This is a genomic window from Pseudonocardia nigra, assembly GCF_019396355.1.
Classification (GTDB): domain Bacteria; phylum Actinomycetota; class Actinomycetes; order Mycobacteriales; family Pseudonocardiaceae; genus Pseudonocardia; species Pseudonocardia nigra.
The window spans coordinates 1-24,478 of record NZ_JAHKRK010000108.1 but is presented as its reverse complement, the minus strand read 5'-3'; the positions used below and the strand labels follow the sequence as shown (position 1 = coordinate 24,478).

The window sequence follows — 24,478 nt, the reverse complement described above, 5'->3', positions numbered from 1 at the left end:
GCGGGGGGCCCCGCCCGCCGTCGCCGGCTGACGCCGGGCGGGTCAGCCCCGATCAGTGGCCGGCGAGACGCCACTGAGCTCGTTCGGGGTCGCGGGCAGCGTCCCCGTCGCCGTCGTCGTACCCGTGGCGAGGTCGACGGCGTGGATCGCGTTCGCGGCCGGCTCGCTGACGTACGCCGTACCGCCGCGCACGAAGATCGCCGGTCGCGGCTGCTGCCACTCCAGCGGCTCCTGCCACGGCTCGATCACCGGGATGGTCCGCACCACCGCGCCCGCCACCGGATCGATGACGTGGATGGCGCCGTCGGTGCCCAGCACCAGCCCCTCCCCCTGCGGGCCCCGCGCGAGGGACCGGAACGTGTAGCTCGTGCCGATGTCGACCAGCCGCAGACTCGCGGCGGCGGTGTCGACGAGCGAGATCTGCGTGGGCCGCTCCAGCTCCGCCTGCTCGTCCTGCTTGTAGTCGCCGAGCGTGATCGGCGACGCGTCCGACCCCGCCTGGTTCCCGATCCGCCCGTACGGGGTCGGGCTGGTGACCTTCGTGATCGTGCCGCCGGAGTAGATCAGCACCCCGGTCTCGCAGCCGATCACCACGGCCTCGCCCTGCGCGGTGGCCTCCCCGTGCACGCCGGGGCAGTCGTCGTTGCGGGCGATCTCCGCGCGGTTCTCGTCCAGCACGACGATGCCGGGCCGCTCCTCCTCGTTGCCCAGTGTCGTCACCAGCTCGCCGTTCGCGAGCTCGACCGCGACGCCGTGGTGGGCCTCCGGCGTCGTGAACGTCTCCGTGCTCGGCGCGGCCTCGCCGAACGTCGCCGGGTCCACGATCGTGACCTCGCCGGTGCCGTCGGCGAAGAGCACCGTCCGGCCGGCGTGCCGCACGACGTGACCGGGCTCGGCCGCCGGGAACTCGACGTCGGTCAACCGTGCCCCGACCGCGTCCAGCACCTGGAACCCGGTCGAGGTCGAGACCAGGACGTGCCGGTCGTCCCCGGCGGGGTTGATGCGGTTGAACCCCTCGAGCGGGATGTCCTCGGCGACCTGCAACGTGCTGCCGTCGAGGACGTAGAGGCCGCCGTCGTAGGTGGCGACGACCGGATCGGCCACCGCCTGCTCGGCCTCGGCGGCCGGGCGCGGGGACGCCGGCGCCTCGCCGGCCCCCGTACCGCAGGCGCCGAGGGCCAATGCGCCGACCGTCACCGCCGACAGCGCGACGACCTTCGCGGACCGCGGTCCGCGAAGGGACAATGCCATGGGTTTCGCCTTTCCTCGGGTGGTGTTCAGGGCGTGCGCGTGAGACCGGCGGTGATGGCGTCGGCGTTGGACCGCATCATCTGCAGGTACGTCTCCGCGCCTCCGCCCTCGCGGGTGAGCGACTCGGAGAACAGCGGCGTCACGGCGACGTGCACGCCCGCCTGGTCGGCCAGCACCTGGGCCAGCCGGTCGGGTTGGGAGGAGTCGGCGAAGATCGTCGGCACGCCGGCGGCGTGCACCGCGTCGGCGAGTGCCGTGAGGTCCGACGCGCTGGGCGAGGCGAGCGTGGTGCCGCTCGGGATCACCGCGCCGACGATCTCGAAGCCGAAGCGCTGCGCGAGGTAACCGAACACGTGGTGGTTGGTCACGAGCTTGCGCCGCTCGGGCGGGATCTGCGCGAACCGCGCGGTCATCTCCGCGTCCAGCTGTTCGATCTCGCCGCGGTAGTGCTCCGCGTTCTGCCGCACGGCGGCCGGGTCGACGCCCTCGACGTGGGCGATCACCTGCTCGGCGAGGACGTCGACCATGCCCGCGACGCGGCGGGGATCGGTCCAGAAGTGCGGGTCGGGCCGACCGGCGCTGTCGTCGCTCGCGTACGGGATCGGGTCCGCCGCCTCGCCCGCCGCGAGCGTCGGGACGCCTGCCGCCCGGGCCGCCTCGACGGTGGGCAGCACGCCCTCCTCGAGGCCCATCCCGTTGTGGACGACGAGCCCGGCACGCTCGACCCGCGCGGCCTGCTGCGCCGAGATCCCGAACGAGTGCGGATCGGCGTCCGGCCCCATCAGCACGGTCACCTCGGCCTGGTCGCCGACCACGTTGCGGGTGATGTCCCCGAGGATGTTCGTGGTGACGACGACGCCGGACCGGTCGGTTCCCGCGCTCGCCGCGCATCCGGTGAGCGCGAGCAGCACCGCGGCGACGGCGGCCAGGACTCCGCGCCCGGTCATCGCCCGGTCTCCACGACGTGGCTCGCCGGGCCCCGACGTCGATGGTCCGGGCGAGCCGCAGGTCGTCGTTGTAGTCGATCTCGTGCACGACATGTGCGGCCGGGTCGTTGACGTAGGCGCGGGCCGGGTCGACCTCGATCGACGGCGTCCCGTCCACCGGCGCGGTGAGCAGGGGGGTCCGGGCCGTCTCCCGCCCGGACGCGGGGTCGTGGGCGTGCAACACCCCGTCCGCGGTGAGCGTCAGGACCGGGGTGCCCTCGCCCGCGGTGTTCACCGCGAGGACGGGCCCGGTCGCCAGGTGGGTCCAGGCCCGGGCGGAGACGTCGAGCACCCAGACGCCGGTGTCCCCCGCCGTCGCCGTGAGCGTGGCGCTGCCCGCGCGGGAGGTGAACGCCCGCGCCCGTTCGGCCTCGGGCACCGGCCGGGGATACGGGATCTTCTCCCCGCGGAACGCGCCGTCGGCCGCGGTGACCAGCAGTGCGCCGTCCGCGCACCCGAAGACCACCCCGCGCCGCGTGACGGCGGCGCCCCGCAGCTGCGGACACCCGGCGTCGATCGTCGCGACCGGTGCGCCGTCGCGGGCGCGCACCTCGACGCCCGACCCGCGCTCCTGGCCCGGCTCCGCGCGCGAGACCAGGACGTGCCCCTCGAACGGGACGGCCGGCCCGCGGTGCGGGGTCCGGTCGATGGTGCCCAGCTCCACCACGGCGCCCTCGTCGAGCCGGCCGCGGTCGAGCAGGACCACGGTGCCGTCGGGACGCGGGACCGCCGTCACCGCCGTGTCGCTGAAGACGCCGGCGGACGCGTCACCGGCCACCGCGCCCACGGTCCGGACCGCCGCCCGGTAGTAGTGCACGTGGTCGCCGTGGTCGGTCGTCCAGGCGCCGCTGTCGACGATGTGGACGGTCCCGTCGGCCGCCGTGAGGTAGGCGTGCCTGCCGTCGCCCGCGACGGCCACGACGCCGTCGACGCGGCCTGCCTCGACCACCTCCTCGCTGATCAGGTCGACCACCCGGACCGCTCCGGTCGCGGCATCGGCCACGACCAGCCGGGACTGGACCTCCGCCGCCTCCTCTGCGCCCTCGACGTAGCCGTGCGGAACCTCGGTTGGCGTCACGGCGGGCGGGGCGGTGCCGGACCCGCACGCGGCGGACGCCGCCAGCGCCGCGGCGATGGCCACTGCGGCCGCGAGGCGCCGACGTCGGTCGACTTTCCCGTTCAACGTTCGATCGTCTCGTCAATCTCCACGGGGGCCGTGGTCGTGGTGTCGGAGGACGTGCGTCCGTACAGGTGGGAGGCCAGCGCCGAGGCGAAGAAGAGGGCGACCGCGACCGCGGCGATGGACGCCCCCGCCGCCGTGCCCCAGTGCCAGGACACGACCAGCCCGAGCACGGTCGCCGCGATGCCGAGCACGGCGGCGCCGAGCATGATCATCGGGATGCGGCGGGCCCACAGGACGGCCGCGGCGGGCGGCGCACGATGAGCGAGCGCAGCGAGCGAATCATCGACACAGCGCTCCGCGAAGCGTCGACCGAGCGCAGCGAGGGAGTGCGATGAGCAGCCCCAAGACGAGCAGCGTGCCGACGACGTGGAACGAGGCGACGATCGCCAGCGTCACCAGGCCGAGGAGCACGGCGTGCGCCGGGCCGGGGTGCAGCCCCAGCGTGCGCGCCTTGCGCGGGTCGAAGGCCAGGGCGACGAACGCGCGGTGCCCGAGCCCGGCGACGAGCGCGGCGGCCAGCAGCGCCACGGCGAGGTGGCCGAGGTCGGCCGGGCCCACCGCCAGGACGTCGCCGAAGAGGAACGCGGTGAGGTCCACGGCGAAGGACCGCGAGTGCGACACGACGATGACACCGATCGCGAGCATGCCGACGAACAGCAGCCCGATGCTGGTGTCGCGCGACAGCTGCCGCGACCGGCCGAGCGCGGTGACGCCGAGCACCATCACGCCGGCGCTGATCGCGGCACCGAGCAGCACGCTGTGCCCGGTCAGCGAGGCGAGCGCGACGCCGGGCAGCAGCCCGTGCGACATCGCGTCCCCGAGGAACGCCATTCCCCGGAGGACGACCCAGGTGCCCACGAGCGCGCACACGAGCGACACGAGCACCCCGGCGACGAGGGCGCGCCGCACGAACGACACCTCGAACGGGACGAGCAGCCACTCCAGCACGACGCGTACGCTAACGGAAACGATTGTCGTTTCGGAAAGGGTGTGACGTGGACGACGAACCATCCGGGCTCGGGATCCGGGACCTCGTGGCGGGGCACGGGCGGCGCACGGTCCTGCACGGGATCACGGCCCGGATCCCCCGGGGGCGGGTCACGGCCGTCGTCGGCCCGAACGGGGCCGGCAAGTCGACACTGCTGGACGTCATCGCCGGCGTGCTGGCACCGTCGGGGGGCACGATCGACCGACGCGCCGGCCGCCCCGCCTACGTCGTGCAGCGCAGCGCGGTGCCGGACACCCTGCCGATCACGGTCCGCGCGGCCGTGGAGATGGGGCGCTGGTCCCGCCTCGGGCCGTGGCGGCGGCTCACGACGCACGACCGCGCGGTGGTCGAGGACTGCATGGCCCGGCTGGGCATCCGCGAGCTGGCCGGGTACCGGCTGGGCGAGGTGTCCGGTGGGCAGCGCCAGCGCGCGCTCGTCGCACAGGGGCTCGCCCAGGAGTCCGGCCTGCTCCTGCTGGACGAGCCGTCCGCCGGGCTCGACACGGAGGCCCGGCAGCGGATCGACGCGGCACTCGACCATGCGGCGGGCATCGGCGTCACGGTCCTGCGGGTGACCCACGACGCCGCCGTCGCCGAGCGGGCCCACCACTGCCTCCTGCTGCGCGGCGGTCGCCTGGTCGCGAACGGGCCACGGGTGATCGCACCGCCGGCGGTCACATCACCGTGATCACCGCGAAGTCGACGTCGTCGGCGACCGCGAGGTGGACCCGCTGCCGCACGTGATCCTCGGCACGGCGCCGGTCGAGGGCCGCATCGGCGTCCCGAACGCGTGCTGCTCGATCTTCCTGCCCACCGAGATCTTCGACGTGGACATCCGGCCGGACGGCGTTGGCCCGCGCAAGGTCGACCGCGGGCAGGTCTGCGTCACGGCCTGAGCGCGAACGCCGCCCGCAGCCGCTCGCCCATGAAGCGCCGCGCGACGAGGGCGTCGTCGATGATCCCGCCAAGGTAGACGAACGGGTGCACCTGCCCGTCGAAGCGCCGCAGCGCGACGGGCACACCCGCCGCCTGCATCCGGCGGGCGTAGGCCTCGCCCTCGTCGCGCAGCACGTCGCACTCCGCGGTGACGACGGTGGCGGCCGGCAGTCCGGTGAGGTCCTCGGCGGCCGCCGGGGCCAGCCGGGGATCGGCGGGGTCGACGCCGCCGGCGTAGGTGTCGAGGAAGTACTGCATGTCGCGGCGGGTGAGGAAGTGGCCGTCGGCGAACTCGGCGTAGCTGGGCGTGGTGCCGGCGCGGGCCGTCGTCACCGGGTAGATCAGCACCTGGTGGCGCAGGCCCGGGCTGCTGCCGCGCAGCTGCTGCGCGACGACGGCGGCGAGGTTGCCGCCCGCGCTGTCCCCGGCGACGGCCGCCGCGCCCGGGTCGGTGTCCAGCCCCGCGGTGCCGTCGAGCAGGGCCCGGGTCACCGCGAGGGCGTCGTCCACGGCGGCCGGCCAGGGGTGCTCGGGGGCGAGCCGGTAGTCGACGGTCACGACGACCGCGCCGGAGTGGGCGGCGACGTCCCGCGCAGTGGTGTCGCACAGGTCGAGGTCGCCGAGCACCCAGCCGCCGCCGTGCAGGTACACGACGGCGGGCAGCCCGGGCCCCGGGCCGGGCCGGTACACCCGCACCGGGATCGGGCCGCCCGGGCCGGGCAGCGTCGCGTCCCGCACCTCGGGCAGCGGCGTCGGCTCCCCCGTCAGCGGCAGGGCCTTCACCAGGTCCTCACGGTTCTGCTCGGCCGTCTGCGTGTCGAGCGGCGGGGCGCCCGCCACGATGTCCAGGAACTCCTGGGCCTGTGGGCGCAGCGCCACGTTCGCACCTCCGGTCGGGTCGGGACCACCACTCTCTCCCCGCCGCCGCACCGGCGCAACGGATCAGTGCGATTATCGCACCGCCGATCAACGGCTCGGCGCGTTCGCCCGCCCGGCCGTCCGCAGCACCCGGACGATCCGCAGCCCGGCCCAGATCAGCAGCGCCACCACCGCGACCAGCAGGTACTCGATGAGCGGAATCCGCATCACCTCGTCGACGCGCCCGAGGCCGCGGCCGGCGTAGACGACCAGCACGGCCTCGGCGTACGCCGCCGCGAAGAGCCCGCGGACGGAGCGCGACAGCCCCAACCCGTGCATCTGGGTGAGGACGAAGACGCCGAGGAAGCCGAACAGGAACATCGGCCACAGCCCGTCCGGGCCGGAGTTCGTCACCGCCACGAGCGTGCCGTGCACCGCCACGAGCAGTTCGAGTGTGAGCGTCCACCAGCGGTTCGTGTGCGCCCGGGTGAGGAACAGGCTGCCCTGCACCATCAGCAGGAACGTGTAGAAGAAGCCGACGAGGTGGCCGCTGGTGGCCTCCATGGGGTGGTACCAGAACGTGTAGACCGCGGCCCAGCTGAACAGGTAGCCGTGGTAGCGCCGGGCGAAGGCCACGACCTCCGCGCCGAGCGGGGCCGGGCGCCCGAGGACGAGGCCGCGCCGGCGGTTTTCCATCAGCAGCACGACCACCAGCAGTAGCACCACCGAGCCCTGCGAGCTGAAGATCGACACGTCCTGCGCGAGCCCGTCGTAGAACACCTGCGTCTGCACCACGTGCAGGGCCACGAACGCCGCGTTCGCGGCGAGCGCGACGACGTTGACCGGGCCATCGATGTAGCGGCGGACCCGGGTCTGCGCGTAGTAGATCAACGCCCAGGACACCACCTGGTGCGCCGCGTACCCCAGCCAGGCCGACGCGCGGGTCCGGAACGTCGGCTCCGAGAGCTGCCAGTAGTACCAGGGCGCTCCCCGGTCGGGCCCGAGCTCCACCGACAGGAACTGCCCCAGCCACCACACCGTGCCGGTCAACAGGGCGCTCGCGAGCACGCCCCCGAGCAGGGCCCAGCGATTGCTCAGCACGCTGAGGACCGTACGCATCCCTCAGCAGGCTGAGCATTCACTCCGGATCGTCGCCCTCCAGTGCGACGATCAGGGCGATCACCTGCTCCCGGAAGTGCTCGTAGTCGTCCAATGCGCCCAGCAGCGACTCCGACTCCCGTTCCGCGCGCCGCACCGCCTCCAACACCTCCCGGCCGCCCGGCGTGATCTCGACGACGAGTCGCCTGCGGTCGGCCTCGTCGGACCGCCTGCTCACGTAGCCCGCGCGCGCGAGCCGGTCGACGGTCCGGCTCATCGTCTGCTCGGTCACCCGGCACAGGCCGGCCAGCGGACGCTGCGCCAGCGGCGCGTCGGTGAGGTGGTGCAGGGCGATGAGGCCGGCGTGGCTGAGCCCGTACCCGGCGAGCACCTCGTCGAACCGGCGCTCCAGCACCCGCGCCGCCACCGACAACAGACGGCCCGTCGGCCACGACCGCACGTCGCTGCGGACGGCACCCGGCCGCCCGGCGATCTCGCGCTCGTCGCCCTCGCCCACACCGCCAGGATCGCAGAGCCCGGGCCGGGCCCGCCGCAGCCGCTACCCGTCGCCGAACCGGTCCGGCCGGAAGGGGGTCAGGTCGAACGACACCGGCTCGCCGAGCGCGAGGTCCGCGACGAGCGAGCCCGCGTACGGGGCCAGCGTGAGACCGCCCGACCCGAAGCCGCTCGCGAGGACGACGTGCGGGTGGTCGCGCAGCGGCCCGAGCACCGGCTGCCCGTCCGCGGACGCCGGCCGGAAGCCGACCCGCGTCTCGAGCAGCGTGGCGTCCCGCAACCCGGGGGCCACGGCGAGCGCCTGCTCCAGCACCTCGGCCTGCCCGGCCGCGGTGACCCGGTGGTCGAACCCGGCGCCCGTCTCGCGGGTCGCGCCGACGACCACGCGCGCGTCGGGGAACGCGAGCAGGTAGTGGCTGGACACCGGCGACACGACGGGCCAGCGGGCCGTCGGCGTCCCTGCGATGCCCGCGATGTCGGCGACCCCGAGGTGGCTGATCTGGCCGCGCTGCGGGGCGATGTCGATCCGGACCCCGAGCGCGGCGACGAGCTCCCCGCTCCACGCGCCGGCCGCCACCACGACCGCGTCGGCGGCGATCGACTCCCCGGAGACCCGCACGCCGTCGCCGTCCAGCTCGGCGTGCCCCGAGCGCAGCTCGGCCCCCCGCGCACGGGCGGCGTCGAGCATGCTCGCGCGGATCCGCCTGCCGTCCACCCGCGCCCCGCCCGAGATGTGCACGGCCGCGAGCTCGGGCGCGAGCGGCGGGAACAGCTCCCGGGCCTGCGCGGGGTCGAGCAGCGCCACCTCGCCCGCCGCGGGCCGCGTCGCCGCGCGGGCCTCGACCCGCTCGTGGGCGGCCCGCAGCACGGCCTCGTCGGCGGAGGCGACGAGCGCCCCGACCACGGCGTAGGACGTCTCCTCCGCGGTGTGCTCGCCCAGCTCCGCGACCAGCTCCGGGTAGTAGCTCGCCGCCGCCGCGGCGAAGGGGTAGTGGAGCTCGTCCCTCGTCGCCCAGGGCGAGATGATGCCCGCCCCGGCCGCCGTCGCCGCCCCGGTCCGGTCGGCGTCCACGACGACGACCTCGGCGCCCCGCCGCGCCAGGTGGTAGGCGGCACTGGCCCCGGCGATTCCCGATCCGATCACGATCACGCGCACGGCCGCAGCCTGTCACACAGCCCGCCACCACAGCCGCGCGGCGGTTGGCCGGGACGACTCCGGACACGCGCAGCGGGATCACGCGAGATGCGCATCCACGCAGCAGAAACGACAACGACCACCACCTCACGACGATCACCGACCACATGATCACCGCGAGATGCGCAACTGCGCAGCCGCCGCAGCAAGAACGGCCACCTCGCGACGATCACCGCCTACCGGGCCCTCGACGGGGACGGCCCCACATGATCGCCATGACATACGCATCCGCGCAGCCGCCGCAGCAACAGCCGCAACCTCACAACGATCACCGGCCACGTGATGCCGCGAGATGCGCGTCGGCACAGCCGGAACGACAACAACCGCAACCTCGCGGCGATCACACGGCTACCGGACCCTACGGCGGCGAGGGACCCCAACACGTGACGCCGCGAGATGCGCATTCGGGCAGTCGCCGCAGCAACAACCGCAACCTCACGACGATCACCGGGTACCGGCCGGCCTGCGGCCGGACGGACCCCACGTGATCGCCGCCAGATACGCGTCGGCACAGCCGGAACGACAACAACCGCAACCTCGTGGCGATCACACGGCTACCGGGCCCCTGCGTCGACGAGGGACCCGCAACATGATCGCCGCGAGTAGCGCATTTGGGCAGCCGCCGCAGCAACAACCGCAACCTCACGACGATCACGGACCCCATGATCACCGCGAGATGTGCAACCGTGCAGCCGCCGCAGCGACAACCGCCACCTCGCAACGATCACGTGGCGCTGCGGGCCAAGTCAGAGGCGCACCGGCAGCGACGCAAGGCGCCAGGTGCCCCCGTCCGGGACGCGCGCGGCGTCCGCGCCGGCGCACCCCAGGTCGGGGAAGCGGTGCAGCAGGCCCGCCAGTGCCACCTCGGTCTCCACCCTCGCCAGCGACGCGCCCAGGCAGAAGTGCGGCCCGTGGGCGAACCCGAGGTGCGCTGCGCCGGGCGCGCGGGCGAGGTCGAGCCGGTCCGGGTCGGGGAACGCGCGCGGGTCGCGGTTGGCGGAGACGATCGCGGCGACGACGGGCTCGCCCGTGCGGATCAGCACGCCGTGCAGCTCGACGTCCTCCTGCGCGTACCGCGGGATCGCGAGCAGCTGCGGCCCGCACCAGCGGATGAGCTCCTGGACGCCGCCGGGCATGCGGCCGGGGCCGGCCCGCAGCGCGGCGAGCTGCCCGGGGTGGGCGAGCAGGGCGTCGACGGCGTTGGCGACGAGGTTCGTGGGGGTCTGTCCGGCGAGCACGAGCTGCCAGACGAGGGTGACCATCTCGGTGTCGGACAGCCGGTCGCCGTCCTCGGCCTGGGCGCGGATGAGGTCGGAGAGCAGGTCGTCGGCCGGCTCGGCCCGCCGGCGCGCGACCGCGGCCTTCGCCCCCTCGATGATCCCGGGGACGGCCGCGGCGAAGTTTAGTCCGATGCCCGCGGCGACGGCGGCGCCGTACTCCCGCCACCGCGGGCGGTCGGCGTCGGGGATGCCGACGAGCTCGCAGATCACCTCCATCGGCAGCGGGCGGGCGAAGTGGCGCAGCAGGTCCACCTCGCCGCCCTCGGTGTGGCCTGCCAGCTCCTCGAGCAGCTTCCCGACGATCGGCGCGATGCGCGGCCGGAGGTCCGCGGCGCGGGGTGAACGCGGGCGCGACCAGCTTCCGCAGCCGCACGTGCTCCGGCCCCTCCATCTCCGACATGGTCCGCAGGTACGGCAGGCACTCCTCGGGGACGTCGCGGGGCCGCATGGCGAAGCTGTCGGCGTTCACGGCGAAGCGCGGGTCGGTGAGCATCGCCCGCGCGTCGTCGTGGCGCAGCACCGCCCACATCGGCGCGAGGCCGGGCACCACGAGCCGCGCGAGCGGCGAGCGCTCCCGCACCCGCCCGTAGGTCGTGAACGGGTCGGCCAGCACCCCGGCGTCGGTCAGGTCGATCTCGGGCATGTCACCCATCGCATACTCCCATGTTCCGATCAGATGTTCATATCATCTGAATGGCGACGGTACCTTGTCCCGCGATGGGCGCACAACCGCCCCGGCGAGGAGGACGATGGCCCGGCTCAGCAGGGCGGAGCTGCAGGAGCGCAACCGCGGCAAAGTGCTGGCCGCGGCGCGGGCAGAGTTCGCCGAGCGCGGCTTCCGCGACGCGAAGGTCGACGGCATCGCCGAACGCGCCGAGCTCACCAGAGGCGCCGTCTACTCCAACTTCCCCGGCAAGCGCGCCCTCTACTTCGCGGTGCTGGCGCAGGACGCCGAACGCACGTCCGGCGGGCCTGCCCCGGCCGCGGGCGCCGGCGTCGCGGAGGCGCTCGGCGCGTTCGCCCGGGCCTGGGTCGCGCGGCTGCCGCTGGCCACCGACGGGCAGCCCGGCGCCCGGCTCGCCGCGGACCTGATCCCCGAGATCCTCGCCGACGAGCGCACCCGCCGCCCGTTCGCGCAGCTGATGACCCTCGACGCGCTCCTGCTGGGGCTCGCCCTCGAGCGGCTCCGTCCGCGGGACGCGCCCGCCCGCCGGATGGTGCGGGTGGCCGAGGCAGCGCTCACCACCCTGCACGGCGCGAGCGCCCTGGCCGCCGCGGCACCCGGCTTCGGCGAGCCCTTCGACGTCGTCACGGTGTGCGAGCGGCTGGCGGACCTGGACCTCGACGACACGCGGGCGCCGCCGCACCTGCCCTACGTGCCACAGGCACGGCCGGTCGACGAGCCGTGGTCCCCACCGCGGACGGTGGAGGTGCTCCGCGGGGAGCCCGCGCGGCTCGACGGCGACGGCGTGGTGGCGGTACTCGGGCTGCACCGGCTCGCCGCGGCCGAGGAGGCGGTGCGGGCCGCTCCCGCGGGGGCCGGCGTCACCGTCGTGCTGGTCACCGGCGACCCCGGCGAGCTGGCCCCGCTCGCCCGGCTCGCCGTCGCCGAGCTCGCCTGCTGCCTGCGCCGGGCCGTCCCGCCCGCCGCGTGGCCCCGCCTGCAGGTGGTGTGCGACGAGTCCGGCGCGCTCGCCGCGGCGGCCGGCGCGCCTGCGGTCAGCGACGCCACCGAGACGGCCGTCCGCGTCGCCGGCGGGCGGATCATCGCGCGGGCCGACGGCTTCGGCGCCTGCCATGCCGCCGCGGTGGCGCCGTCCTCACCGCGGCGCGACGGATAGCTCCCGCCGCACCTCGGAGGGCGTGCGGCCGAAGCGCGCCCGGAACAGCCGGGTGAAGTGCGCCTGCGAGGAGAAACCCCAGCGGCAGGCGATGTCGGCGATCCGGTAGTCGGCCATCACGGCGGCGGTGAGGTCGGCGCGGGCGCGGTCCAGTCGCCGGCCCTGCACGTACTGGGCGACCGTGGTGCCCTCCGTCGCGAACGCGCGGTTGAGGTGGCGCGGCGTGACGCCGACGGCGCGGGCCACCGAGTCGCCGCACAGGCCCGGTTCCGCGAGGTGCTCGGCGATGTAGGCCTTGGCGGCGAGCAGCCGCGACGTGCTGCTCGAGGTGCCCCGCCCGGTGGTCATGGTCTGCAGGAGGTCCAGCAGCTGCTCGCGCACGGCGTCCGGGGGGACGGCGGGGTCGTCGACCAGCTCGAGCAGGCGCTCCCGCAGCGCGCGGGCGGTCAGGCTCGCGGGACCGGGGCCGTCCCCGGCCACCTTGAGCGGCCGGTCGAGGGCAGGCGCGCCGCAGCGCTCGGCGAACAGCGCGCGCGGCACGTCGACCAGCAGCTGCCGCATCGAGGAGCCGAACCCGAACAGGTACGGCCGGTCCGTCTCGTACACGACGACGTCGCCCGCGCCGAGGGTGAGGCACCCGCCGTCGTGGTAGAAGAACGCCTCGCCCTCCAGCAGCAGCGTCACGAACGTGGCGTCCTTCGGGCGGGCGCGCACCAGCGCCGGCGCGCGCTCGATCACGTGCGGGTTGCCCGCGATGTCGGCCAGCCGGAACCCGCCGAGGTCGAGGTTGAGCTGGCGGGCGACCAGGCCCTCCGCCGCGTAGGTGGAGCACGTCAGCCCGACCAGCGCCTCGGCGTTGTAGTGCTCCCAGAACGCCAGCCGGTCGGCGGCGTCGACGGCGGTGGTCGACACCGAGGACAGCACGGTCGCAGCGGGCACGGGACCTCCGTTGGCCGGTGGGCGCGGCGGCCGACGGTACCGGGGATCACACGGTCAGGTAGCCCCCGTCGACGGGCAGCACGGCGCCGGTGACGTAGGACGCGGCGGGCGAGGCGAGGAAGACGATCGCGTCGGCGACGTCGGACGGGCTCCCCCACCGGCCGAACGGCATCCGGTCCAGGATCGCCGCGCTCGCGGCCGCGTCGGCCTGCAGACCCTGCGACAGCGGCGTGTCGATCCACCCGGGCGCGACGGCGTTGACCCGGATCCCCTCGGCGGCGTACTCCGCGGCCAGCGACCGGGTCAGCTGACCGATCCCGCCCTTGCTCGCGCTGTACGCCGGCCGGTCGGCCGCCCCGAAGAAGCTGTACATCGACGCGGTGGTCACGACGCTGCCGCCGCCGCGGGCCAGGAGCGGGCGGGCGGCCTCGGCGGCGCGCATGGTCGCGGTCAGGTTCACCGCGAGCACCGCCGAGAACACCTCGAGGTCGTACTCGGCGCGGTCACGGCTGATCCCGGCGCAGCAGACCAGGACGTCGAGCGCGGGCAGGCCGCCGATCGCCGCCTGCACCGCCGGCCGTCGGTGACGTCGGCCTCGGCGACGGTGACGCGCTCGTGCCGCGGGGCGTGCGGGCCGTCGGCGCCGAGCCCGATCGCGTGCACCGCCGCGCCGAGCTCGGCGAACCGCAGCGCGGTCGCGGCGCCGATGCCGGACGTCCCGCCGGTGACGACGACGGTGCGTCCCGCGAAGAGATCGGGTTGCCAGGTCACGGCGTCTCCTCCCCGCACCGGACGAGCGTCTTGACCCCGGTGCTCCCGCCCGCCGCCATCCGCAGCAGGGCCGCCGGGGCGTCCTCCAGTGCGACGACGTCGGTGACGAGCGCGCACAGGTCGAGCCGCCCGTCGGACACGAGCTCGATCAGCTCGTCGTGGCAGTCCCGGTAGCCGACGCTGGTGGTGAGCCGCAGCTCCGCGTTGACCATGTCGAAGGCCGGCAGCGTCAGCCGGTCGACGAGCCCGAGCAGCAGCAGCTCCCCGCCGGACCGGAGGCTCCCGAGCGCGGCGTCCAGGGTGGCCTGGGCGCCCACCACCTCGAAGGCGACGTGCGCTCCGTCGCCACCGGTCAGCGCGCGGACGGTGGCGGCCACGTCCTCGTCCGGGGCCAGCGCGGCGGTGGCGCCCAGGCGGGTGGCGAGGTCGCGCCGGGCAGGCACCGGGTCGACCCCGACGACGACCGCGGCGCCCGCCTCCCGCAGCAGCGCGCACACGAGCAGACCCACCGGCCCCAGCCCGACGACGAGCGCGGCCCGACCGGCGGCGAACGTCGAGCGGCGGATGCCGTGCAGGGCGACCGCGGCGGGCTCCAGCACCGCCGCGGCCGCGAGATCGAACCCGGTGGGCAGCGGCCGGACCATGTACGCCGGGACCAGGGCGTACTCGGCCAGCCCGCCGTCGCCCATCAGCCCGGCGAAGCCGAACCCGTCGCACACCTCGTAGCGACCCTCCCGGCAGGCCGTGCAGCGGCCGCAGCGGTAGTTCGGCTCGACCGCGACCCGGCCGCCCACCTGCACCCCGTCGACGTCCGGCCCGACCGCGGCGACCGTCCCCGCGAACTCGTGCCCCAGCGTCACCGGCGCCACCGCCCCGGACAGCGGGTGCGGCCGCTCCACCGGGATGCCGTGCGGCCCGTCGGCCACCTCGTGCAGGTCACTGCCGCACACCCCGCACCACGCCACGGCCACCAGCACCTCGCCGGGTCCCGGCGGCGACAGCTCGACCGTCTCGAGCCGGACGTCGCCCGCACCGTGCCAGCGCACGGCCCGCGTCGACCGGGTCATCCGACCGGCTCCCGGCGCTTCGCCGGCGCGGTCTCGACCAACGCGAGGCTCAGCAGCACCACGACGACCGCCGCGCCGGACGAGATGAGCATCGAGGCGTCGAGCCCGAACGTGTCCGACAACCGACCCGCCAGCGCCGGCGCCACGAAGCCGCCGACGATCTCACCGACCCCCATGATCAGGCCCAGCGCGGTGGCCATGACCGCCCGCGGGACCGTCTCCGCCGGGATCGTCGCCATGAACAGCGTGAAGCAGCCCAGGCCGGTGTAGGTGAGCACGAGCGCGGCGAACAGCAGGGCCGGGTCGTCGATCCCGATGATCGCCAGCGGCGACAGCGCGGCCAGCGCGGAGAACCCGACCATCGCCGGCTTGCGGCCGAACCGGTCGGAGATCCCGGGGACGACCGCGCCCCAGAGCACCCACGCCACCCCGATCCCGCTCAGGACGAACCCCAGGTCGCCGGGCGCGAAGCCCTTCACCTCGGCCAGGTACAGCGGGGTGAATGTCTGGGTCGTGGTGAACCAGGTCAGGTAGAACACCGCGATCACCAGGCAGACGACCACGTTGCGGCTGCGCAGCGCGGCCCGCGGCCCGCCCGCGGCGGGCACGTCGGGCGTGGCGGCGTCCATCGCGACGGTGGCCGGGTGCCGCAGCCGCAGGTCCCGGACCAGCTTGAGCACCAGCGCGGCCATGACCAGCCCGGGGATCACCGTCGCGTAGAACGCGGTGCGCCAACCGAACGACTCCGCGAGCCACACCGTCACGATCGGCCCGAGGATCCCGCCGAGCAGCCCCGCGGAGGAGCCCTGCAGCAGGCCCATGTTCAGGCCGCGCCGCCGCGGGGTGGACGAGTGCAGCATCATCGGCTGCGCCAGCGGCAGCACGCCCCCTCGGCCGCGCCCATCAGCGCCCGGAACAGCAGCAGGCCGGCCAGCCCGCCCACGAACCCCGACAGCGCCGAGAACAGCGTGAACGTGAGGATCGCCGCGACGAGCAGCGGCTTGCGCCGGTCGAGCCGGTCGGACAGGAACCCGACGCAGATCCCGGCGACCGCCCACGTCAGCGCCGGGATCCCGCCGAGGAGTCCGATCTGGGCGTTGGTCAGGCCGAGCTCGTCCTTGAAGAACGGGGTGAGGAAGTTCAGCGCCAGCCGGTCGAAGAAGACGAACCCGAACGTGCTGAACAGCACCGCGAGCAGGACGTTCTCGTAGCGGGCGCCCCCGGGCGGCGGGCGGTACCCGGCCGGGGCGGGGAGCGTGGCGTCCATGTCAGCGGATCAGCGTCTCGACGTAGTCGGCGCCGATCCCGGCCTTGTCGTAGTGCTCACGGCACAGCGCCAGGTAGTCGTGGACATCGAAGTGCCCGGCGCTGTTGCCGTCCTCGTCGAGCCAGATCAGCGGGCCCTTGACCACGAAGAAGCAGCGCATCGGCTCGTCGGACTCGTACGCGACGAGCGTGTGCCCCTCACCCGGGGTCTCGTACACGAACGAGCCCTGGGTGGCCGTCCACGCCTGCTCGAGGTAGCCCCACGTGCCGCTGATCGTGTAGGCGAACACCTCGTGCGGGTGGTAGTGCCGGTTCACCAGCCCCGCCGACTTCGCCCACAGGACATCGGCCCACCGGTTGTCCCGGGGCGAGATCCACAGCGGCCGGGAGCCGACGGTCTCGCTCAGCGGCACGTAGTACCGCTCGTCGTCGATCGGGGCGAACTGGTGGAACACCTCGGGCTGCGCGTCCGGCTTCATCGCGTTGGCGATCGGCTTGAGCTCGCGCCAGAACTCGGTGCCCGGTTCGTTCGGCATGGGGCTTCTCCTCCTCGATGAGAGCGCCACATCGGCGCGGCGCCGAGGAGAGTCAAGGCGAACGGAGGCCACCGGTCTTTCCTGCGCCGGACACGCCCGTTGCCTGTTCCGGACATCCGGAGCGGCGGCGCCGCCCGCCGGCCCCGCTCATCCCTCCACGAGACGCTCCCGCCACGCCACGAGGTCGGGCTCGGCCACACCGTGCCCGGCCAGCCAGCGCGGCAGGCCGCCCGGGTGGGCGTCGACGTGGTCGAGCACCTGCTCGATCGCCTCCGGCGTGGCGAGCTGCGCGTCCCGCAGGCCCGACCCGCGGGGCGTCCGCAGGGCACCGCGCTCGGTCAACCGGGCCATCAGGCGCGCATGGTTGACCTCGGTCCGGCGGTAGTCCGCCACGATCGCGGCGCGCTGTACGCCGGCCGCGCGCAGCAGCAGCGCGACGACCACGCCCGTCCGGTCGCGCCCGGCGGCGCAGTGCACGAGCACCGGCGGTTCGCCGCGCATCGCCGCCGCCACCGCACCCGCGACCGCTTCGGGGCGCTCCTCCAGCCAACGCCGGTACAACGCCGCGAACCAGGCCTGCAGACCGTCGGCGGGCGGCCAGGAGGCGGCGACGGCCCCGGCGAACCGGACATCGTCCATCACCGGGAGCGGGTGCACCGTCGCGCCGGCCGCGGCGAGCGGGTGCCCCGCCTGCCGCTCCCCCGGCGCCCGCAGGTCCAGCACGGTGCCCGGAGGCCACTGCGGCACGTCGGACGGGTCCGGATCCCCCGCGAGCGGGACGTCGCTGCGGTAGAGGACGCCGGGGCGGGTGCGGCGTCCGTCCTCGGTGGGCAGCCCGCCGACGTCGCGCAGATTGCACAGCCCACCCGGGTTCGTCGTCGTCACGTCAACCGCCTCCGCATCCGCGCCGACAACCGGTCGAGCGCCACCACCACCACGAGCACCACCAGGACGATCGTGAGGACCTCCCCGTACTGGAACAGCCGCAGCCGCTCCGTGAGCAGGGTGCCGATCCCACCCGCGCCGACCAGCCCGAGCAACGTCGCCGCACGCACGTTGCTGTCCAGCACCAGCAGCGTGTAGCTCGACAGCGTGGGCAGGTTCTCCGGCAGCAGCACCCAGCTGATCCGCTGCAGTCGGCCGGCCCCCGTCGCCGACACGGCGTCCCAGGCGCGCATGTCGGCGGACTCGAAGATGTCGCCGAACAGCCGCCCCATCCCCGCGGCGGAGCCGAGCGCGATCGCCAGCGTCCCGGCGAGCGGGCCGAGCCCGACCGCGGAGACGAACAGCAGCGCCCACAGCAGCTCCGGCACCGCCCGCGCGAAGTTGATCCCGGTGCGCCACGGCAGGTGCAGCCACCGCTCCGGGTAGATGTTGCGCGCGGCGAGCAGGCCGATCGGCACGGCGAACGCCACCCCGACGGCCGTGCCGAACACGGCGATGCCCAGCGTCTCGACCATCAGCAGCACGGCGTCGCCGAGCACCGACAGATCCGGCGGGAACATCCGCCCGACGAAGTCGAGCACGTTCGGCACACCGTTCACCAGCGCCAGCGGCGAGACCTCACTCGCGACGGCCGACGCCACCAGCACCGCCACGATCACCGCGCTGCCGGCCAGCGTCAGCGCCGACGGCCGGCGCAGCGCCGCCAGTTCCTCCACCTTCGCACCTCCGGTGCTCACACCGGCACCTCCTGCCGTTCGGCGGGCGCTCGGTAGAGCAGCCCGAGGTCGTCATCGGTGACCGCAGCGGGCGGGCGGTCCCAGACCACGACACCGTCGCGCAGGCCGACGATGCGGTCGCCCACCCGGCGGGCCAGCTCGACGTCGTGGAGGTTGAGGACCGCGGTGAGACCCTCCTCGCGGACCAGCCGGACGATGTCGTCGACGACCGCGCGGGCCCGCTGCGGGTCCAGGCTCGTCACCGGCTCGTCCGCGAGGAGCACGTCGGGCTGTTGCGCCAGTGCACGCGCGATCGCCACCCGCTGGCGCTGCCCACCCGAGAGCGCATCGGCCCGCTTGCGCACCTGCTCACCGAGCCCGACCCGCACCAGCGCCTCGACGGCGACCTCCCGGTCCGCGCGGCGGACGAGATGCAGCAGACTCGGCAGCAGCGGCTGGTGTACGAGCCGCCCGGTGAGCACGTTCGACAGCACCGTGGCGCGGTTGACCAGCTGGAACTCCTGGAACACCAGCCCGATCCGCGCGGCCGCCCGGCGCCGGGCCGCACCCCGCAGGCCGTGGTGGTCGACGCCGTCGTGCCGGACGGTGCCGGCGGTCGGGCGGGCCAGGCCGGCGAGGCAGCGCATCAGCGTGGACTTGCCCGCGCCGCTCGGGCCGAGCACGGCCACGATCTCGCCGGGTCGCACCGCAAGCGTGATCCCGCGCAGCGCCGCCGTCCCGTCGGGGTAGACGAACGCGACGTCCTGTGCGTCGAGCCGGGGGCTGATCATTCGACGTCCTCCAGGTCGACCCCGAGCTCGCGAGCGGCTTCCCGGAACAGGTCGAAGTCCTCCGGCTCCGCGGTCTGGAACCCGGTGACGGAGCCGGCGTCGAGCACGGCCTGCGGCGCGTCGAGGAACGCGTCGGTGACGCTCTGCTTGACCGCGGGGTCGAGTCCGTCGCGGGCGATGACAATGAGCGAGATCGGGATCGGCTCGGACTCCGCGACGACCTGCACCACGTCCGGCTCGACCGCGCCCTCGGCGACCGCCTGCTCGAACTGCATCCCCGCCGTCGCGGCGCAGTCCGCCGAACCCTGCGCTGCGGCCAGCAGCGCGACGTCGTGCCCGCCGGCGTACGTGCCCTCGACACCGGTGTCCGGGTCGATCCCGGCGCGCTTGAGCAGCAGCTTCGGGATGTAGTTGCCGCTCGTGCTGCCCGCGTCGACGAACGCGACCGTGCGCCCCCCGATGTCCTGCACATCGGTGATACCGCTGTCCGTGCGGCAGACGATCACCGAGTTGTAGACCTCGGTGTTGCCCGCCACGAGCGGCTCGACGTCGGCCACCTGCTCGGCGATCGGCGTGGGGAACGGACTGAACACGGCGAGGTCGATCAGGTCCGAGCGCATCGCCTCCACGATCGCGAGGTAGTCGCTCGTCGTGGTCACCTCGACCTCCCGGCCGGTGGCCTCCTCGATCAGCTGCTCGACCGGCGCGAACCGCTCCTGGAACTCCGGGCTGGCCTCTCCCGGGGGCAGGCCCAGCCGCAGCGGGGCGGTTGCGGGGTCGTCGGACGCACAGGCGGTGAGGCCGGCGAGTGCCACGAGGCACCCGGCGGCGAACACGCGTAGGCGAACGGTGGTGCGGGGCATGGGGCCGGTCTCCTCGGGGTCGGGGGTTATCACGCCGCAGCGATGTTCGGCGCCCGCGCTGGCCGTCACGTGGCGGTGAGATGAACGCCCGACGGAGGCCTCTGGTCATCTAGATACGTCTGATGAAGCGCGCCGGAGCGCCTCCATGATTCGGCTATGGTCGGTGGCCATGAAGTTGCAGCGCCACAGCACCACGCCGCTGTACCGGCAGGTCGAGCAGGAGCTGCGGCGCCGGGTCGAGGCGGGCGAGCTGCGCCCGGGTGACCGGCTGCCGCCCGAGTCGGCACTGGCCGCCGAGCTGCAGGTCAACCGGCTGACCGTGCGGCAGGCGATCGGCGAGCTCTGCAGGGCCGGGACGTTGCACAGCAGGCAGGGCATCGGCACGTTCGTCACGGAACGGCAGCCCGCCGCCGAGATCACGATCCACCCGAGCAGGCACGAGGTCGCCACCGCCGCCGCGGCCTGGGCGACGACCGCGGCCGACGCCGGCGCCCACGAGCACGTACTGGGCGTCGGGATCGACCGCGACGCGGGTGCCCGCGCCGAGCTCCGGCTCGATACGGCGCTGTGGCGGGTCGACACCCTGGTCTCCCACGCCGATCGGCCGTGGCTGGTCAGCAGCTACTGGCTCGCCGAACAGCGTTTCCCCGACCTCCCCGCCGCGCTGGCCGAGCACGGCTCCCCCATCGACGCCCTGCTGCGCCACTACGGGCTCGTCCTGCGCTACGCGTGGCGATCCTTCGCGGCGGGCGCCGCCGGCGCCGCCGATGCCGCCGACCTCGACGTGCTGCCCGGCAGCCCCCTGCTGCTGCGCGAGGGGCTCAACCACGACGCCGAGGGCGTACCGACCGTCTTCGTGCGCCGCCGCTGCCGCAGCGACCGGGTCCGCTTCGTGCTGCGGTACGGCGGCGACGGGCCCCACGAGGACGTGGCGGCCCCGACCGATGAGTTTCCGCCGCCCGGCCCGTCAGAGGGGTATGACCGCTGAGACGACGGACCCGGGGGCCGCGCGCGCGACCCGCCGGGAGTGGACGGGCCTCGCCGTCCTGGCGCTGCCGACGCTGCTGCTCTCGCTCGACATGAGCGTGCTCTACCTCGCGCTGCCGTATCTCAGCGCCGACCTGGGCGCCACCGCGCCGCAACAGCTGTGGATCATGGACATCTACGGCTTCATGATCGCCGGGTTCCTCGTGACCATGGGGACGCTCGGCGACCGCATCGGCCGCCGCAGGCTGCTCATGATCGGCGGCACGGCGTTCGCGGTCGCGTCGGTGCTCGCGGCGTACTCGGCGAGCCCGGAGATGCTCATCGCGACCCGCGCCCTGCTCGGCGTCGCCGGGGCCACCCTGATGCCCTCCACGCTGTCGCTGATCAGCACGATGTTCCGCGACGCGCACCAGCGGGCCGTGGCCATCGCGGTGTGGATGACCTGCTTCATGGGTGGCATGACGGTCGGGCCGCTGGTGGGTGGGGCGCTGCTGGAGCACTTCTGGTGGGGGTCGGCGTTCCTGCTCGGCGTGCCGGTGATGGTGCTGCTGCTGGTCACCGCGCCCGTGCTGCTACCCGAGTACCGCGACGCCGGGGCCGGCCGGCTCGACCTCGTGAGCGTGGTGCTCTCGCTCGCCGCGATCCTGCCGGTGATCTACGGGGTCAAGGAGCTCGCACACGGCGGATGGCAGGCAGGCCCGGTCGCCGCGCTCGTCGCCGGTGCCGCGTTCGGGCTGGTGTTCGTCCGCCGGCAGGCGCGCCTGGCCGACCCGCTGCTGGACCTGTCGCTGTTCGCCAACCGGCGGTTCAGCACCGCGCTGGGTGCGAACCTCGGCGGCGGGGTCGTCATGGCGGGCACGTTCCTGCTGTTCAGCCAGTTCCTGCAGATGGTGCAGGGGCTCTCGCCGCTGCGCGCCGGGCTGTGGCTGGTGCCGGTCAACGTCGCGATGGCGGTGGCCTCGATGCTCGCGCCCCAGCTCGCTCGCCGGCTGCGCCCCGGGTACGTGATGGCGGGCGGGTTCGCGGTCGCAGCGGCGGGACTGGTGCTCGTCACCCGCGCCGACGCCGCCGACGGGCTCGGCATGGTGGTCACCGGCTTCGCCCTCGCCTCGGTGGGCGTCGCGCTGCCGTCCGCGCTGCTGATCGACCTCGTCGTCGGGTCCGCGCCACCGGACAAGGCGGGCGCCGCCTCCGGGCTGTCGGAGACGAGCGGCGAGCTGGGCATCGCCCTCGGCGTCGCCGTGCTCGGCAGCGTGGCGGCCACGATCTACCGCGACCAGGTGGTCGTCCCCGCCGGCCTGCCCGCGGAGGCGGCGGGCGTCGCCGGGGAGAGCATCGCCGGTGCGGTGGCCGTCGCAGGCCGACTCCCGATCGAGGTCGGGGCGGCGCTGCTCGGGCCGGCCCGCGAGGCGTTCACCGCAGGCCTCACCGTGGCCGCCGGCGTCGGGGCCGTGCTGTTCGGGGGGATGGCGCTGCTCGTCGCGGTGACGTTCCGGCACCTGCGCCCGACGGCCGCGGCCCCGCAGCCGGCGCCGTCCGCGTCCGAGGCCTGACGGGCGGATCCGGAAACCCGGAACACCTGTCCCTCAGGTGTACGGTCCGCTCGTGGCCGATCTGAAGCCCCGCAGCAAGGACGTCACCGACGGGCTGGAGCGGGCCGGCGCCCGCGGCATGCTCCGCGCGGTCGGCATGACCGACGACGACTTCGCCAAACCCCAGATCGGGGTGGCCTCGTCCTGGAACGAGATCACCCCGTGCAACCTGTCGCTGGACCGGCTCGCCACCGCCAGCAAGGAGGGCGTGCACGCCGCCGGCGGCTACCCGATGCAGTTCGGCACGATCTCGGTGTCCGATGGCATCTCGATGGGCCACGAGGGCATGCACTTCTCGCTCGTCTCCCGTGAGGTCATCGCCGACTCGGTGGAGACCGTGTTCGGCGCCGAGCGGCTCGACGGGTCGGTGCTGCTCGCCGGCTGCGACAAGTCGCTGCCCGGCATGCTCATGGCCGCCGCCCGGCTCGACCTGGCGTCGGTGTTCCTCTACGCCGGGTCGATCCTGCCGGGCCGGGCGACGCTGTCGGACGGCTCCGAGCGCGAGGTCACCCTCATTGACGCCTTCGAGGCCGTCGGGGCGTGCGCGCGCGGCCTGATGTCCCGGGAGGACGTCGACGCGATCGAGCGCGCCGCCTGCCCCGGCGAGGGCGCCTGCGGCGGGATGTACACGGCCAACACGATGGCCAGCGCCGCGGAGGCCCTCGGCATGTCGCTGCCCGGCTCCGCCGCCCCGCCCGCCGTCGACCGCCGTCGCGACGGCTACGCGCGCCGCTCCGGCGAGGCCGTCGTGAACCTCCTGCGCCAGGGGATCACGGCCCGGCAGATCCTCACCAAGCCCGCGTTCGAGAACGCCATCGCCGTCGTCATGGCGCTCGGCGGCTCGACCAACGCGGTGCTGCACCTGCTCGCTATCGCCCACGAGGCCGACGTCGACCTCGACCTCGACGACTTCGTCCGCATCGGCGCGCGGGTGCCGCACCTGGGCGACCTCAAGCCGTTCGGCCGCCACGTCATGACCGACGTCGACCGCATCGGCGGGATCCCCGTCGTCCTCAAGCTGCTGCTCGACGCCGGGCTGCTCGACGGCGACACGCTCACCGTCACCGGGAAGACCATGCGGGAGAACCTCGACGAGCTCGCCGCGCCCGCCCCCGACGGCGCCGTCATCCACGCCCTGCACGACCCGATTCACCCGACCGGCGGCATCACGATCCTGCGCGGCTCCCTCGCCCCCGGCGGCGCCGTGGTCAAGTCCGCGGGCTTCGACGAGGCGGTGTTCGAGGGCACCGCCCGCGTCTTCGACGGCGAGCGGGCCGCGATGGACGCCCTCTCCGATGGCACCGTCCAGGCGGGTGACGTCGTGGTGATCCGCTACGAGGGCCCGAAGGGCGGGCCGGGCATGCGCGAGATGCTCGCGATCACCGGTGCCATCAAGGGCGCCGGGCTGGGCAAGGACGTCCTGCTGCTCACCGACGGGCGGTTCTCCGGAGGCACCACCGGCCTGTGCGTCGGGCACGTGGCACCGGAGGCGGTCGACGGCGGCCCGATCGCGTTCGTCGCCGACGGCGACCGGATCCGCCTCGACGTCGCCTCTGGCACGCTCGACCTGGTCATCGACCCGGAGGTGGTCGCGGCCCGACGCGTCGGCTGGTCGGCGCCGCCCGCCCGCTACACGCGCGGCGTGCTGGCGAAGTACGCCAAGCTCGTCGGGTCGGCGAGCCGGGGCGCGGTCTGCGGTTGAGGGGTCCGCCCGAGTTGCAGCAAAGCCACTTTCACGCAACCACGTGGCATGAAAGTGGCTGTCAGGAGAATCGACCGCAGCCTATGAGGCCTTGGCGAGTGTGACCTCGTATCCGAGGTCTTGGAGTGCCTTGAGGTGGCGGTCGCGGCGACGGTCGGGGCTGTCGTGGCG

Annotated in this window: 20 protein-coding genes and 4 pseudogenes; 7 read left to right on the top strand and 17 right to left on the bottom strand. The window is 74.4% G+C overall.

Annotation, left to right across the window (positions count from 1 at the left end):
- Positions 1 to 42: 42 nt before the first annotated feature.
- Entirely contained in the window at positions 43 to 1,251 is a 1,209-nt protein-coding gene (aztD, locus tag KME75_RS23715; RefSeq protein ID WP_219417077.1) for a zinc metallochaperone AztD, read from the bottom strand.
- A 26-nt stretch (positions 1,252 to 1,277) separates the two neighbouring features.
- Complete coding sequence (gene aztC, locus KME75_RS23710; protein ID WP_219417076.1) at positions 1,278 to 2,198, bottom strand: zinc ABC transporter substrate-binding protein AztC; 921 nt, start codon at positions 2,196 to 2,198, stop codon at positions 1,278 to 1,280.
- A gap of 233 nt (positions 2,199 to 2,431) precedes the next feature.
- Here aztC and KME75_RS23705 point away from each other — a divergent pair, with 233 nt between their 5' ends.
- On the top strand, positions 2,432 to 3,046 hold the full coding sequence (locus tag KME75_RS23705) for a hypothetical protein (protein WP_219417075.1): 615 nt from the start codon (positions 2,432 to 2,434) through the stop codon (positions 3,044 to 3,046).
- A gap of 370 nt (positions 3,047 to 3,416) precedes the next feature.
- On the opposite strand, the pseudogene aztB reads toward KME75_RS23705, so the two are convergent.
- Positions 3,417 to 4,365: pseudogene (gene aztB / locus KME75_RS23700) on the bottom strand (zinc ABC transporter permease AztB).
- Between the two features lie 50 nt (positions 4,366 to 4,415).
- Here aztB and aztA point away from each other — a divergent pair.
- Both aztA and KME75_RS23690 read left to right on the top strand, forming a co-directional pair.
- Complete coding sequence (aztA, locus tag KME75_RS23695) at positions 4,416 to 5,096, top strand: zinc ABC transporter ATP-binding protein AztA (protein ID WP_308283019.1); 681 nt, start codon at positions 4,416 to 4,418, stop codon at positions 5,094 to 5,096.
- A gap of 34 nt (positions 5,097 to 5,130) precedes the next feature.
- Positions 5,131 to 5,304 carry an acetamidase/formamidase family protein gene (locus tag KME75_RS23690; protein ID WP_219417074.1) on the top strand — a complete coding sequence of 58 codons (174 nt, stop codon included), beginning with the start codon at positions 5,131 to 5,133 and terminating at the stop codon, positions 5,302 to 5,304.
- On the opposite strand, the gene KME75_RS23685 is transcribed toward KME75_RS23690, so the two are convergent.
- The 5 genes and pseudogenes from KME75_RS23685 to KME75_RS23665 all read right to left on the bottom strand — a co-directional run bounded on the left by KME75_RS23685 (position 5,294) and on the right by KME75_RS23665 (position 10,943).
- Positions 5,294 to 6,223, bottom strand: coding sequence for an alpha/beta hydrolase (locus KME75_RS23685; protein WP_219417073.1), 930 nt, complete (start codon positions 6,221 to 6,223; stop codon positions 5,294 to 5,296). The genes KME75_RS23690 and KME75_RS23685 overlap by 11 nt on opposite strands.
- 87 nt (positions 6,224 to 6,310) lie before the next feature.
- The gene (locus KME75_RS23680; protein WP_219417072.1) at positions 6,311 to 7,303 is read right to left on the bottom strand and encodes a hypothetical protein; all 993 of its coding nucleotides are present in this window, start codon (positions 7,301 to 7,303) and stop codon (positions 6,311 to 6,313) included.
- Between the two features lie 37 nt (positions 7,304 to 7,340).
- Positions 7,341 to 7,817 carry a MarR family winged helix-turn-helix transcriptional regulator gene (locus KME75_RS23675; RefSeq protein WP_308283018.1) on the bottom strand — a complete coding sequence of 159 codons (477 nt, stop codon included), beginning with the start codon at positions 7,815 to 7,817 and terminating at the stop codon, positions 7,341 to 7,343.
- 42 nt (positions 7,818 to 7,859) lie between these two features.
- The gene (locus KME75_RS23670) at positions 7,860 to 8,972 is read right to left on the bottom strand and encodes an NAD(P)/FAD-dependent oxidoreductase (protein WP_219417071.1); all 1,113 of its coding nucleotides are present in this window, start codon (positions 8,970 to 8,972) and stop codon (positions 7,860 to 7,862) included.
- A 785-nt stretch (positions 8,973 to 9,757) separates the two neighbouring features.
- A pseudogene (locus KME75_RS23665) lies at positions 9,758 to 10,943 on the bottom strand (cytochrome P450 family protein).
- 97 nt (positions 10,944 to 11,040) lie between these two features.
- On the opposite strand from KME75_RS23665, the gene KME75_RS23660 reads away from it, so the two are divergent.
- Complete coding sequence (locus KME75_RS23660) at positions 11,041 to 12,132, top strand: TetR/AcrR family transcriptional regulator (RefSeq protein ID WP_219417070.1); 1,092 nt, start codon at positions 11,041 to 11,043, stop codon at positions 12,130 to 12,132.
- Here KME75_RS23660 and KME75_RS23655 read toward each other — a convergent pair.
- The 9 genes and pseudogenes from KME75_RS23655 to KME75_RS23615 all read right to left on the bottom strand — a co-directional run bounded on the left by KME75_RS23655 (position 12,112) and on the right by KME75_RS23615 (position 20,026).
- Positions 12,112 to 13,071, bottom strand: a complete 960-nt coding sequence (locus tag KME75_RS23655) for a helix-turn-helix domain-containing protein (protein ID WP_219417069.1) — start codon at positions 13,069 to 13,071, stop codon at positions 12,112 to 12,114. The two genes, KME75_RS23660 and KME75_RS23655, sit on opposite strands and share 21 nt — an antisense overlap.
- 46 nt (positions 13,072 to 13,117) lie before the next feature.
- A pseudogene (locus tag KME75_RS23650) lies at positions 13,118 to 13,842 on the bottom strand (SDR family NAD(P)-dependent oxidoreductase).
- Entirely contained in the window at positions 13,839 to 14,909 is a 1,071-nt protein-coding gene (locus KME75_RS23645) for an alcohol dehydrogenase catalytic domain-containing protein (RefSeq protein ID WP_219417068.1), read from the bottom strand. Before KME75_RS23645 ends, KME75_RS23650 begins: the two are co-directional and overlap by 4 nt.
- Positions 14,906 to 16,176: pseudogene (locus KME75_RS23640) on the bottom strand (MFS transporter). Before KME75_RS23640 ends, KME75_RS23645 begins: the two are co-directional and overlap by 4 nt.
- Before the next feature lies 1 nt (position 16,177).
- Positions 16,178 to 16,711, bottom strand: coding sequence for a 2,4'-dihydroxyacetophenone dioxygenase family protein (locus KME75_RS23635; RefSeq protein WP_219417067.1), 534 nt, complete (start codon positions 16,709 to 16,711; stop codon positions 16,178 to 16,180).
- A gap of 147 nt (positions 16,712 to 16,858) precedes the next feature.
- Positions 16,859 to 17,596, bottom strand: coding sequence for a tyrosine-protein phosphatase (locus KME75_RS23630; protein ID WP_219417066.1), 738 nt, complete (start codon positions 17,594 to 17,596; stop codon positions 16,859 to 16,861).
- Complete coding sequence (gene phnE / locus KME75_RS23625; protein WP_219417065.1) at positions 17,593 to 18,393, bottom strand: phosphonate ABC transporter, permease protein PhnE; 801 nt, start codon at positions 18,391 to 18,393, stop codon at positions 17,593 to 17,595. Before phnE ends, KME75_RS23630 begins: the two co-directional genes overlap by 4 nt.
- Positions 18,390 to 19,163, bottom strand: a complete 774-nt coding sequence (gene phnC, locus KME75_RS23620) for a phosphonate ABC transporter ATP-binding protein (RefSeq protein ID WP_219417064.1) — start codon at positions 19,161 to 19,163, stop codon at positions 18,390 to 18,392. Before phnC ends, phnE begins: the two co-directional genes overlap by 4 nt.
- Positions 19,160 to 20,026, bottom strand: a complete 867-nt coding sequence (locus KME75_RS23615) for a phosphate/phosphite/phosphonate ABC transporter substrate-binding protein (protein WP_219417063.1) — start codon at positions 20,024 to 20,026, stop codon at positions 19,160 to 19,162. The genes phnC and KME75_RS23615 overlap by 4 nt, the downstream gene beginning before the upstream one ends.
- 169 nt (positions 20,027 to 20,195) lie before the next feature.
- On the opposite strand from KME75_RS23615, the gene KME75_RS23610 reads away from it, so the two are divergent.
- Genes KME75_RS23610 through ilvD form a run of 3 tightly spaced genes read left to right on the top strand, consistent with a single transcriptional unit; the run spans position 20,196 to position 24,307 of the window.
- Positions 20,196 to 21,014: a GntR family transcriptional regulator gene (locus tag KME75_RS23610; protein WP_219417062.1), complete on the top strand. Its 819-nt coding sequence runs from the start codon at positions 20,196 to 20,198 to the stop codon at positions 21,012 to 21,014.
- Positions 21,004 to 22,566: an MFS transporter gene (locus tag KME75_RS23605; protein WP_219417061.1), complete on the top strand. Its 1,563-nt coding sequence runs from the start codon at positions 21,004 to 21,006 to the stop codon at positions 22,564 to 22,566. Before KME75_RS23610 ends, KME75_RS23605 begins: the two co-directional genes overlap by 11 nt.
- Positions 22,567 to 22,618: 52 nt before the next feature.
- Positions 22,619 to 24,307 (top strand): dihydroxy-acid dehydratase, encoded by a 1,689-nt coding sequence (ilvD, locus tag KME75_RS23600; RefSeq protein WP_219417060.1) that lies wholly within the window; start codon positions 22,619 to 22,621, stop codon positions 24,305 to 24,307.
- Positions 24,308 to 24,478 lie beyond the last annotated feature (171 nt).